Annotated in this window: 8 protein-coding genes; all 8 read left to right on the top strand. The window is 32.1% G+C overall.

Annotated elements, in window-relative coordinates; all coding sequences use genetic code 11:
- Window positions 1–2: 2 nt before the first annotated feature.
- The 8 genes from ACH5TW_RS09510 to ACH5TW_RS09545 all read left to right on the top strand — a co-directional run bounded on the left by ACH5TW_RS09510 (window position 3) and on the right by ACH5TW_RS09545 (window position 13,078).
- Window positions 3–851 carry a universal stress protein gene (locus ACH5TW_RS09510; protein WP_439336263.1) on the top strand — a complete coding sequence of 283 codons (849 nt, stop codon included), beginning with the start codon at window positions 3–5 and terminating at the stop codon, window positions 849–851.
- Window positions 848–3,043 carry a SulP family inorganic anion transporter gene (locus tag ACH5TW_RS09515; RefSeq protein WP_439336264.1) on the top strand — a complete coding sequence of 732 codons (2,196 nt, stop codon included), beginning with the start codon at window positions 848–850 and terminating at the stop codon, window positions 3,041–3,043. Before ACH5TW_RS09510 ends, ACH5TW_RS09515 begins: the two co-directional genes overlap by 4 nt.
- A gap of 155 nt (window positions 3,044–3,198) precedes the next feature.
- Complete coding sequence (locus tag ACH5TW_RS09520) at window positions 3,199–4,059, top strand: MBL fold metallo-hydrolase (RefSeq protein ID WP_439336265.1); 861 nt, start codon at window positions 3,199–3,201, stop codon at window positions 4,057–4,059.
- Between the two features lie 28 nt (window positions 4,060–4,087).
- Window positions 4,088–5,698 carry a S8 family serine peptidase gene (locus ACH5TW_RS09525; protein ID WP_439336266.1) on the top strand — a complete coding sequence of 537 codons (1,611 nt, stop codon included), beginning with the start codon at window positions 4,088–4,090 and terminating at the stop codon, window positions 5,696–5,698.
- Window positions 5,699–5,756: 58 nt separating this feature from the next.
- Window positions 5,757–7,616, top strand: a complete 1,860-nt coding sequence (locus ACH5TW_RS09530; RefSeq protein ID WP_439336267.1) for a M1 family metallopeptidase — start codon at window positions 5,757–5,759, stop codon at window positions 7,614–7,616.
- Window positions 7,617–7,799: 183 nt separating this feature from the next.
- The gene (locus ACH5TW_RS09535) at window positions 7,800–8,783 is read left to right on the top strand and encodes a hypothetical protein (protein ID WP_439336268.1); all 984 of its coding nucleotides are present in this window, start codon (window positions 7,800–7,802) and stop codon (window positions 8,781–8,783) included.
- A gap of 223 nt (window positions 8,784–9,006) precedes the next feature.
- A complete protein-coding gene (locus ACH5TW_RS09540) occupies window positions 9,007–10,254 on the top strand; it encodes a PA14 domain-containing protein (protein ID WP_439336269.1) in 1,248 nt (415 codons plus the stop codon).
- Between the two features lie 73 nt (window positions 10,255–10,327).
- On the top strand, window positions 10,328–13,078 hold the full coding sequence (locus ACH5TW_RS09545) for a nucleoside hydrolase-like domain-containing protein (RefSeq protein ID WP_439336270.1): 2,751 nt from the start codon (window positions 10,328–10,330) through the stop codon (window positions 13,076–13,078).
- The last annotated feature ends 12 nt before the right edge of the window (window positions 13,079–13,090 follow it).

Consider the following 13,090-nt stretch of genomic DNA (forward strand, 5'->3'; position numbering starts at 1 on the left):
GAGTGACTTTAAAACCTTTTAAAAGTATTGGAATTGGGATAGCTTATTCTCCCAACTTAAAAGCAAACCTTTTTGAGGCAGCCAGATTATCGGTATTTTTTAATTCGAAATTATTTTTAATACATGTTGGAGGTGCTTCTGAAGATAAAATAAACATGCTAAAAGTTATTCTTAAATCTTTTGAAAAAGACAAATTAGATTACGAAGTTGTTTTTAAAAAAGGAGACCCTGTTGATGTCATTTTATCGGTTTCTGAAGAAAAAAACATTGATTTATTAGTTCTTGGAGCCGTTCAACGCGAACGATTTGTAAAGTATTATGTAGGCTCTATTGCTAGAAAAATTACACGACAAGCAAAATGTTCTATTCTATTATTAATTAAACCTTCTGTAAATCGTGTTGCTTGTGAACATATTGTGGTTAATGGATTAAAAGACCCAAAAACAGAACAAACAATAACAACTTCTTTTTATGTTGCAAAGCAACTAAAAGCTAAAAAAATTACAATTGTAGAAGAAATTAATCAGGAGCAAGTTGCTGTTAAAGTTGATGATGATAAATCTCTTAGAAGAGCCTCTATTATAAAAGAACGTATTAAACTAAGAGAAAACTCTAGAATTAAAGAAATTATAGAGCATATTCCTGAAACATATACTAACGATATTATTATAAAATCTCAACCCATATTTGGTAAAAAGGGCTACTCTATTGGTCATTATGCTCAAATTTCTCGAGCCGATTTATTAGTTATGAATGCGCCTTCAAAAATGACTTTTTGGGATCGCTTATTTCCACATGATATTGAACATATTTTAACCGAACTACCAACTGATGTTTTAATCTTGCAATGAGTTCAAAAAAAAATAACATAAAAGACTTTTTTAAAACCTTACCTAAAAACATATTTTCCGGTTTTGTGGTTAGTCTTATTGCCTTACCTTTAGGTTTAGGTTTAGCCATGGCTAGTGATGCACCTCCAATAGCAGGTATTATAGCTGCAGTAGTAGGAGGTGTCGTAGTATCTATACTTGGTGGCAGCCATGTTACTATTGTTGGTCCTGGAAATGGTTTAGTAGGTGTCCTTTTAGTTGCCATAACAACGTTAGGAATAGAAAGTGCCTATGTTGCTATTATGTGCTCTGGAGTATTACTACTCAGTTTAGGCTTTTTCAGAATGGGTACGCTCGCCGATTTTTTTCCATCATCTGCAATTCAAGGGATGTTAGCAGCTATCGGGCTTATTATTTTAGGTAAACAATTTCATATTATGTTTGCTCATAAAATAAAACGAAACGATACTATAGATTATCTTTTTGAAATTCCCTATACAATTAATGATGCCATTCATTACGAAAACAAAGGTTTAATTTATGCAGCTCTAGCAGGTATTTTAAGTTTAACTATCATGCTTTTTTACTCAAAAATTAGAAATAAATATTTACAATTGATACCTGCGCCTATGTGGATTGTTATTCTGTCTATTGGGTTTAGTTACTATTTTGAATTTGGTTTACACGAACCTAACCCTATTGATAATGAATATATGATTTCTGGTATTCCAAGCATTCAAACCATCATAGCTGATATACCTCGCCCAAATTTTAGTGGTATTTGGAACCTATCTTTTTGGAGTAGTGTATTAGCACTTACACTTATTTCAAGTATAGAGTCTCTATTAAGTATTAAAGCTGTAGATAAATTAGACCCTGAAAAAAGACGTTCTAATGTTAACAAAGATTTAAAAGCATTAGGAATAGCAACCATTGGTAGTGGTCTTTTAGGAGGTTTAAATGTTGTAACTGTTATTGCACGCAGCTCGGTAAATGTTAACAATGGTGCTAGCAATAGGTCTGCAAACTTTTTTCACGCCTTATTTTTAGTGTTATTTATTGTGTTATTTAGTACTCAATTAACTAGAATTCCATTACCTGCTTTAATGGCTATATTAGTATACACTGGCTACAAGCTGGCATCTCCTAAAATTATCACTAAAATATTTTCTATAGGAAAAGAGCAACTTATTATTTTCTTTGCCACCTTAATTATTACTCTAAAAGTAGGATTAATTACGGGTATAATTGCAGGTGTTGTTACAACCTTAATTATTCATATAATAATCAATAAAAGTGTTGGTTTATTTTTAAGAAACCTATTGAAGCCTAATGTTTTAATGTACAAAGAAGCAGAAGATCAAAACAATTTATACGTAAGTGTAAAACACTTTTGTAGCTTTTTAAATTATTACAAACTTAAAAAACAATTAGATGCTGTACCAGAAGACCAAGATGTTATTGTTGATTTTTCACTATGTGAATTTGTAGATCATACCGTGATGGAAAATATGCACAGTTATCAAGAGTTATTTAATAAACGTGGTGGTAATTTTGATGTTATTGGTTTAGATATGCATGATACCGATTCTAAACACCCCTTTGCTTTAAGACGCATGCTTCCGGTACCAAAAATTATAAAAAACAATTTAACAAGACGTCAAACTAGTATGGAAAACTTGGCTAAAGGGTATCACTACAACTACTCTTCTAAAAAAATAAAAGAAGTCAATTTTTTAAACAATTTTTTATTTTTCAAGACAAAACACGTCAACCATATTTATAATAAACTTTCACATGAAGACAAAGCCATCAAATTATTTGATATTGAATTTTCTGAAGGCGAATTTATAGCGAAAGAAGTAATTAGAAAAACCATGCTTCATATAAATTTAGAGCATATTATCCCAGAATTCACATTAGATAAAGAAGGGTTCTTAGAAAAGGTATCTGCCTTTGCAGGCTTTAAAGACATCAATATTAAAAACCATGACGATTTCTCTCATCGTTTTCATTTATTAGGAGATAATGAAAAAGCGATTAGTAATTTTTTTAATGATGATGTTACACATTTTTTTGAGAGTAACCCCTATTACCACGTAGAATCTAATGGAAAAGCATTACTCATTTTCGGAAAAGAACGCTTATCGAGTATAAAAGAAATTAAAGCTCTATTCGACTATGGAAAACGTTTAAAAGAAGTAATAAACTAAATTTTTAAAACGCTTTCAATTTATAACATAAAACGAATAATTAAGACATAAATATTACGGTTTAACCTCAATAAGCAACAAATTTTATGTTTTATTCTTAATATATTCTTAACATTTATAACCATTAACAATAGTTTTATTAATTTTACGATTATATGAATTTATACCCAATAAATGCTGGTAACTTTAAGCTCGATGGCGGTGCTATGTTTGGTGTTGTTCCAAAATCTTTATGGCAACGCACCAACCCTGCAGATACTAATAATATGATTAATTTAACATCTAGGTGCTTACTTATTGAAGATGGTAATAGGCTTACATTAATTGATAATGGTATGGGTAATAAACAATCAGATAAATTTTTTAATTATTACTTTCCTTGGGGTGATTTTAATTTAGATAGTTCTTTAAAAAAACAAGGGTTTCATAGTGATGATATTACAGACGTTTTTCTAACACATTTACATTTTGATCATTGCGGAGGAAGTATTCAATGGAATAAAGATAAAACAGGTTACGAATCCGCTTTTAAAAATGCTACGTTTTGGAGTAATAAAGATCATTGGCAATGGGCAACACAACCCAATAGAAGAGAAAAAGCATCTTTTTTAAAAGAAAACATTCTACCTATGGAAGAAAGCGGTCAGTTAAAATTTACATCTTTACCTAAAGATGATTTGCAAAAAAAATCTGAACTAGATTTCGATATCTTTTTTGCCGATGGACATACCGAAAAACAAATGATTCCTATGATACATTACAATGGAAAAACCATTTGTTTTATGGCAGATTTACTACCAACAGTTGGACATTTACCGCTTCCTTTTATCATGGGATACGACACCAGACCATTATTAACGCTTAGCGAAAAAGAAAAATTCCTGAATATGGCAGCAGATAATAACTATTATTTGTTTTTAGAACATGATGCTCATAACGAAATTATTACAGTGACTAAAACTGAAAAAGGGGTCAGATTAAAAAAAACCTTTTCAACTCAAGAAATATTTAATTAAAAAAATAGACTAACTCAAATATTAATAAATGAAAACAATTAAATTTTTATCAATTTCAGTACTTGCTACTGCTTTATTTTATGGCTGTGGTGGTACGGCTGATATTCTATCAACACCTGTTGAAAACATAGACACGTCACCATTAAAAGTAACCGAATTAACCGAAAATGAAAAACATACTTGGGGACACTTAGATTTAATAAAAGATACTATTCCTGGAATGAGTGTTGATAAAGCTTATACAGATATCATTAAAAATAGAAAGGGAAAAAAAGTTATTGTTGCCGTAATTGATACTGGAATTGATATCGATCATGAAGATTTAAATGATGTTATATGGACTAATAAAAAAGAAATTGCTAACAACGGAAAAGATGATGATAATAACGGTTATATTGATGATATACACGGTTGGAATTTTTTAGGTGATGGCTATAACGAACAATTAGAATTTGTACGCATTCTTGCTTCTGGAGATACTAGTAACCCTGAATATTCTAGAGCTCAAGCAGAATACGATAAAGAATACCAAAAATACACTGGTTATAAAACTAATTATGAACAAATTTTTCAGCAAATTAAAAGTGCCGATGATGTTCTTACAAAACATTTAGGTAAATCAGATTATACAAAAGCAGAAGTAAATGCTATTAAAACAGATGATGAAGCACTTACTCAAGCCATCCAAGTTGCTAAATATATGTACAGCAATGATATGGATTCTTTAAGTGATGCGAAAAAAGAAATAGAAAAAGGTTTAGAAAGTATAAATGACCGTTTAAATTATAACCTAAACAAAACCTTTAAAGGACGTGTCAATGGTGATAATCCAGACGATATATCAACCAAATTTTACGGAAATGGAAACATAAAACCTATTAAGAAATCTGAAAGCCATGGAACACATGTTGCTGGTATTATTGCTGCAGAACGCAATAATGGAAAAGGAGCAAATGGTGTTGCAAACAATGTTGAGATTATGAGTATTAGAGCAGTTCCAAATGGTGATGAATATGATAAAGACATTGCTTTTGCTATTAGATATGCTGTTGATAATGGAGCAAAAGTAATTAACGGAAGTTTTGGTAAATACTATTCTCCTCATAGCGATTGGGTTCGAGAAGCTATTACTTATGCAGGAGAAAATGATGTGCTTTTTATTAATGCTGCCGGAAATGAAGGAGAAAACATAGATACTATAAATGTATACCCAAATGACTCTGTTGGTGTAGGTCCAGAAGTTTCAAATACATTTATAACGGTAGGTGCTTTAGAACCTAAATACGGCTCTAATATGATAGCTGGTTTTTCAAATTATGGTAAAGTAAATGTTGATGTTTTTGCACCAGGAGCAAAAGTATATTCTACAACACCAGAAAATGAATACGACACAAAAGGAGGCACTTCTATGGCTGCACCAGCAGTAGCAGGTGTTGCTGCTTTAATTCGTTCATATTTCCCTAAATTAAGTGCTGCTCAAGTAAAACAAATTATACTAAACTCTGGTCTAGCTATTAATACAAAAGTAATTGTTGGTGGAGATACAAATGATGTAAAACCGTTTGGAGATTTAGTAAAATCGTCTAAAATGGTTAATGCTTATAATGCTTTAATAATGGCAGCTAAAATAGCTAATTAAAAAACTTATTTTATAATAAAAAAGAGGCTCTCAAGCCTCTTTTTAAATTTCAAATACTATGAAACATTTATTCATTTCTATTTTAGGTTTACTTGTTTTCTCCTCTTGTAATAGTACTAAAGAAATAATATCTACACCATCAACTCCTTTAACTCCTGTGACTCCAATGGCATCTCATGCTAAGGCAACGTCTACTTATTGGCAACAACATGTTGATTATAAAATGGAGATTGATATGAATGTAAATACGTATCAATATAAAGGAAAACAAACTTTAGTATACACCAATAATTCCCCCGATGTATTAAACCGCGTATATTACCATTTATACATTAACGCATTTCAACCAGGTAGTGAAATGGATGTCCGTTCTCTTACTATTGCAGATCCAGATTCAAGAGTTGGTAATCGCATTAGTAAACTTAAACCTGATGAAATTGGATATATAAAAGTAAACGCATTAAATCAAAATGGTACAGCCTTAAAATACGAAACAATTGGCACCGTTTTAGAAGTAGATTTAGCAAAACCTATACAACCAGGAGAAAGCGTCACTTTTAACATGGATTTTGATGCGCAAGTTCCTTTACAAATACGTCGTTCAGGAAGAAATAATAAAGAAGGCATTGCCTTATCAATGGCACAATGGTACCCAAAGCTAGCAGAATATGATTTTGAAGGTTGGCATGCCGACCCATATATAGGGCGAGAATTTCATGGTGTTTGGGGCAATTTTGATGTAAAATTAACTATTGATAAAGATTATGTTGTTGGTGGTACTGGCTATCTTCAAAACCCAAACGAAATAGGATATGGTTACGAAACTGGAATTGTAAAAAAACCAAAAGGCAATAAACTTACATGGCATTTTGTAGCACCAAATGTGCATGATTTTACGTGGGCTGCCGATCCAGATTATATTCATGATACCATGCAGGTACCAAACGGTCCACTACTTCACTTTTTATACAAAAGTACTATGCCAAATCAAAAGCTTAAAAACTGGAAAAACTTGCAACCAAAAGCTGTAGAATTAATGCAGTTCTATAGCAATAATGTTGGCCAGTATCCATATAAACAATATTCGGTAATTCAAGGTGGAGATGGAGGAATGGAATATGGCATGTGTACACTAATTTTAGGAGAAGGAACTTTTGAAGGTTTATTTGGTGTAACGGCACACGAAATGGGACACTCTTGGTTTCAATTTATTTTAGCAAATAACGAAGCTAAACACTCATGGTTGGATGAAGGTTTTACAGAATATATTTGCACACTTGCTGAAAGCCAAATTTATAATAAAGATTTTACAAACCTATCAAAACGTATTTATGATGTTTATACTTATTTAGCAAAATCTGGAAAAGAACAGCCACAATCAACACATTCAGATAGGTACAACTATAATCAATCATATTCGATATCTGCTTATTATAAAGGTTATTTATTTTTAAATCAATTAGCCTATGTTATTGGTAAGGATAATCAAGAAAAAACCATAAAACAATATTTCAACGACTTTGCTTTTAAACATCCAAGACCAATAGATTTTATTAGAACCGCAGAAAAAATCTCTGGATTAGAATTAGATTGGTATTTAATGGATTGGACACAAACCACAAATACTATTGATTATGGAGTAAAAACCGTTGAAGATAATACTGTAACTCTAGAACGTATTGGCATCATGCCAATGCCTATAGATTTAACCGTTACTTATACCGATGGTACAAGCGAAGATTTTTATATTCCATTACAAATGATGCGTGGCGAAAAACCAACCTCAGCAACCATTATAAAAGACTGGGCTTGGGCTTATCCAAGCTACACATTTAAAACTTCAAAAAATGTAAAATCTGTACAAATTGATCCTAAAGAAATGATGGCTGATATAGATAAAAGTAATAACAAAAAGTAATATAACTTAAAAATAAAAAATAGTGGCTTGTTGTAATAAACAAGCCACTATTTTTTTTAAGAATCTACACTAAACATACTTTTTTTGCGCAATCGATTGTTTTTTTCTTTTGTTTTCTTTTTTGTTTGCTTTTATTTTTCTTTATTTACGTTTAATAATGAAATTTAATTTGTAAAAACAGCCATGAAAACTCAATTTTTATTGATTTTAATAACCTTATTTGTATTTATAACACCTTATAAAAAACTTCATGCAGCACCAAAAAAAAATGAAGTAAAATTAGATTATTCGATAAAAGAATATATATCTCCAGAGGTTAAAATAATTCAAAACAAAGACAGTTTAAAAGAAACAAACAAACCTAATAAAACTGAAACCAAATTTTCAAACTGGTTAAAAAAACATGTCCCAGGTAATTACAAAAATACAACATATGATCATCACAATGATTGGTATCAGGTTTATATTCCAGAATATGAATTAACACTTAGCTGGGGACCAGTAACTTCAACACAAACAGAACTTAAAGAGGTTGAAGGACTTAGTGAAAATGAATCTCTTTTCATCGCTAAACAGACTAAAGAAAATTGGGATAACCTTCTAGGTGTGAAATATTTCCCAGGGATCGGATATTATGTTTCAAAATATTCATCATCAACCATGGGGCATTTTAAAGTTCGTCCAGTCTCAATAATTCAATTCAGCGATAATGATGCAAAGAAATTTGTAAATAATATGGTTAATACCTACGATAAGAAACTATATAAATCAGAAGAAGGATTTTCTATTTGGGTAAAAGAATATATCAATACAGAACACCCTAAACTTATAATTGATTATCACGGTGCTTGGTATCAGTCTGTAATTCCTAAAATAGACTTAACTGTTACTTGGGGAACCATGGACAAATCTCAAATGCAATTAAAAGATCTGCACGGAGTAAGAGAAGATAATAATAAGTCGTTTTTCATTGAAAAAAAAGCTAGTGAAGGCTGGGAAAAACTTCCTAATGTCCATTTTACAAAAGGCGTAGGCTATTTTATTTCAAAATATAATGCTTCAAGTATGAGTAATTTTGAAGTAGGTAGTATTTGTGTCATACAATTCAATGGTGATGCTAAAGCCTTTGTTAATAAAATGACCAAAGCTTGGAAAGATTATCAATAAATTAAGAAAGCCTAATGAGAATTAAATTTATTAAATGGAGAGTATTTAAAGAGGTGGTATTAATAGCCGTCATACTTGGAATATTCTTATTTCTCATTGTTTATATTTTATGAATTTATACCAATACCTTTTATTGAGTATCTATATCTAATATTAATTATGACAAAAACATAAAGTAAAATCATAAAACTGTAAAAATTAAATACTAACTAAAAATTAAAAAATGACTTTATTACATAAAAGAACATGCTTATTAATGATGATTATAGGAATGTTTACTACTTCATCTTATGCACAAATTAACCCAATTTCGGGTATCCTCGATAAAGCAGGAAATGGATTAGACGGACGCTACTGGAAGTACACAAAAGGTCCAATGGTTAAACTTGCTGGCGATGTTATAGCCACTATTAATGAAAGACCAGCTGATGCTACTTTCAAAGCAACAAAACTGAAATACCAAAGAAATGATATTTCGCTATTGGTAGATTGGCTAGGAGATGATGGTGCAAGCGTAGTTTTCTCAAATAAGCCTGAAAGTCCTGATGTTGATGGCAGTATTTTTAGTTTTACAGGTCTTATTGCCATTCCAGAAGCAGGAGAAGTGACATTTACTGGTTCATCAGATGATGGTTGTATGGTTTGGATAGGTGGCCAAAAGGTTATCAATAATGATGGACACGGAAATGCTCCAGGAAAAAATCCTGAAGGTAAAATATCTTTCAAATCTCCAGGACTTTATCCAATTGAAATTGTTTATTACAATGGCAGCTGGAGGGATTACTTAAATCGATACGGAGAAGGTGTTTTTAATTTTGAAATAAACGGATCTCCTGTTAAAACAGAAACTCTTTATTCGGCAAACACAATTAATAAAACATTAATTTTTCCTTCTACAGCAGAAAAAATACCTACTGAAAAAGGTACTGGACTTGTGGGTCGACTTTGGAAAAGATCAGGTGGCCCTCTATCCGGTTTGGCAGGAGAAGGAATTCATATAATGAAAACGACTCCATCTCACGGACTTTTCAATGCAACAAGGTTAAACTACTCAGGAAACGAGCTAACACCTATGATAGACTGGTTAAAAGAAGATGGTGATAGTTTAGCTATGTATTATGAAACGGAACTAGGAAATATAGATGAATGTCTGTTTAGCTTCAATGGGTACATTGCTATTCCAGAAAAAGGTGAAGTAAACTTCAATATTTCCTCAGATGATGGAACCATTTTATTAATTGGTGGTCAAAAAGTTATTGTAAATGATGGTTATAGAAAAGCCCCTGGTGAATCTCCTAAAGGAACAGCGGTATTCTTGAAAGCAGGTCTTTACCCAATCGAACTTTTATATTATAACGGCGCCTACAAAGATGAAGCAGCAGGTACTCGAGGAGAAGGTATTATGAGGTTTTCTATAAATGGAAACAATGTAGATCCAACAACGCTATATCCGGTATCGGTTAGTAACTAGTATTAGTCATTCAACATTAAAAAAGAAAAAAACCAACAAATAAATTGAATTCTAAAAAGGTAATTAGTTAATTATGAATCATCTAAAAAAGAAGAACGGAAATAATCATTCTCAACAAAAAAGGAGACTATTTACTAATCTACCCTTTCTAATTGCAGTATTGTTAATAGTTGCTAATTCATCGTTTTCTTATAGCAATAATAAATCACAGGAAGAATTAACCAATAAGTTTATAGTTCCAACTGGCTTAAGTTACACAAACTGGCTAAAAAAATATATTCCAGCTGAATACCAAGGAGTTAAAATTATTGATAACAAAGATTGGTATCAAGCAATTATTCCTGAATTAGAACTCACCATTAGTTGGGCTTTTTTACCTCAAGAAAAATTAGCATTGAAAGATGTTCATGGCCATTATGAAGGAAAATCGATGTTTATTAGCGAACCTGCTAAAGAAAATTGGACTAACATTTCTAACCTAGAATATACAAAAGGAGCAGGTTATTACCTTCCAAGTTATTCATCTTCTAGTATGGGAAATTTAGAAGTAGCGAAACTTTCTGTCTTACAATTTAGAGGTGGCAATACAAGAAAATTTGTTGATAAAATGATTAAAGAGTGGCAATTAGCATCTTTAACAGCAAAAAACAAAAACTATAAGCCACGCGTCATTAACACTACAGATTTAGGAGCAGATCCAGACGATAAGCAGTCTATGGTAAGACAATTGGTGAGCGCAAACGAATTTGATATTGAAGGATTAATTGTCGCAACTGGTTGTTGGAGAAAGACTCAAAGTAATACAACTATGTTAGACAAACTTGTTAATGCTTATGAAGAATCTTACCCCAATTTATCTGTTCATGCTAATGGATTTCCAACGCCTGAATATTTAAAATCAATATCTGTAATGGGGCAAACAGGTTATGGTATGAGTGATGTTGGTACAGGAAAAGACAGTGCTGGTTCAGAACTCATTATAGCATCTGTAGATAAAGATGATCCGCGACCTGTATGGGTAATGGGATGGGGAGGTATGAATAATGCTGCTCAAGCTATATGGAAAGTTAGAGAAACCCGCTCACCAGAAGAATTAAAAGAATTTTTGAGTAAACTACGCTTATTTGATATACTTGGGCAAGACGATGCTGGAGCTTGGATTGCTAAAACATTTCCAGATGTATTTTACATTCGTGCAACAGGTGTTTATGGTTGGGCACCACCAAAAAATGGCACCTATCAACGTGATGACATTCAAAGTCATGGTCCGTTAGGCGCTGTATATCCAGATACAAAATGGGCTACCGAAGGTGATACTCCTGCATTTATGCATGTATATCCTAATGGGTTAAATGACCCTGAACAAATTGATCAAGGAGGTTGGGGTGGTCGCTTCAGCTTTGAAAAACAGGCAGGTATCAGAAGTATGTCTGGAGTAAAAAAAATTGAAGAAAAAGGTGAAAGTAAATACGATCCATACTACATGTACGGTAACACACCTGAAAAATCCAAAGCCATAAAAAAATGGAACAAAGGTTATAATAACGATTTTGCCGCCAGAATGGATTGGAGTATCACAAGTAATTATGAAGAAGCCAACCACCATCCTATAGCTATATTAAATGGTGATAAAACCAGAAACGTTTTAACTATAAATGCTACGGCGGGTTCAAATATTGAACTAAATGCAAATGGTTCATCTGATCCTGATGGAAATAACCTGTCTTACGCATGGTCTTTTTATAACGAGCCAAGTAGTTATAATGGAGATATAACAATTCCGAATAACACGTCTTATTCAACTAAATTAAAAATTCCTGAAGATGCCGCTAATAAAAATATTCATATCATACTAGAAGTTTATGATGATGGTAGTCCAAATTTATATGCGTATCGCCGTTTAATAGTAAATGTGCAACCTTCTAAAAAAACAAGTTTAAATAATGAAGAACCTCTTTCTGGAATGCCTTACGTTACTTTTCAAAATAAAGTAGTGGTTACCAAAGTTCGTCATTTTGATAATATATGCTGGAAAATTGCAGCAGCTGGAGGTACTTGGTATTTTGAAAACGGAGAAACCGATGGTAAATCAGGTTTTAGTAGCGCCTTTGATAAAGCAGGAAACGATTGGATAGGAAATGATGCAGATAGAGGCTATAATAAATCGCCAAATAAAGGCGGGCGACATGAATACCGAGGTTGGCCAAATTTTGGAGAAGGTAATTTTAATCATCCGCAAAGAAAAAGTAATTCTACTTCACGTTGGATTGATGAAAATGGTAATAATATAGAGTTCAAAGATAAATTAGAAGGTGATCATTTAATCATGATAGCATCTAACGCTACCTATGAATTAGAATATCATTTTTTCACAACGCATGCTGCTATTAAAATAATAAGAGCCGATGATAAGTATGCATTCCTTTTTGAAGGCCCTATTGGAGGCGAACAAGAATCACAAATAGACAAAGATTATTATGTATTAAAAGATGGTGTGCATAGAGAAGTAAAATCTGGTGGTCTAGGATATCTTGAACCAGAATTTGGCAATAAATTCCCTTCGTCATTCTTCTATTTAGTAGATAGCGACCCTAAAGATGCTCAAGTTTTTTATGCAGCAGTTAAAAACGTTGGACCAGATTCGGCTGGTGATGAAGGTTGGAGACAAGGAGATAATATGGTGATTTTTAGTTTTGGTAGAGATGAAGACAAACGAGCATATACTGGAACCGATGCTGTATGTGTTTTTGGTTTTTATGATAAAACCTCACATAAAAAAATATCAAGATTCATTAAATCGACCCTTAAAAACCAATTTGAATAAACTAAATATAAA

Source organism: Thalassobellus sediminis (assembly GCF_044386045.1).
Classification (GTDB): Bacteria; Bacteroidota; Bacteroidia; order Flavobacteriales; family Flavobacteriaceae; genus Thalassobellus; species Thalassobellus sediminis.

Bases quoted from the DNA above. Each gene is read 5' to 3' on its own strand.
- ACH5TW_RS09525 (WP_439336266.1), top strand. From the start codon at position 4,088: ATGAAAACAATTAAATTTTTATCAATTTCAGTACTTGCTACTGCTTTA.
- ACH5TW_RS09520 (WP_439336265.1), top strand. From the start codon at position 3,199: ATGAATTTATACCCAATAAATGCTGGTAACTTTAAGCTCGATGGCGGT.
- ACH5TW_RS09535 (WP_439336268.1), top strand. From the start codon at position 7,800: ATGAAAACTCAATTTTTATTGATTTTAATAACCTTATTTGTATTTATA.
- ACH5TW_RS09545 (WP_439336270.1), top strand. From the start codon at position 10,328: ATGAATCATCTAAAAAAGAAGAACGGAAATAATCATTCTCAACAAAAA.
- ACH5TW_RS09540 (WP_439336269.1), top strand. From the start codon at position 9,007: ATGACTTTATTACATAAAAGAACATGCTTATTAATGATGATTATAGGA.
- ACH5TW_RS09530 (WP_439336267.1), top strand. From the start codon at position 5,757: ATGAAACATTTATTCATTTCTATTTTAGGTTTACTTGTTTTCTCCTCT.
- ACH5TW_RS09515 (WP_439336264.1), top strand. From the start codon at position 848: ATGAGTTCAAAAAAAAATAACATAAAAGACTTTTTTAAAACCTTACCT.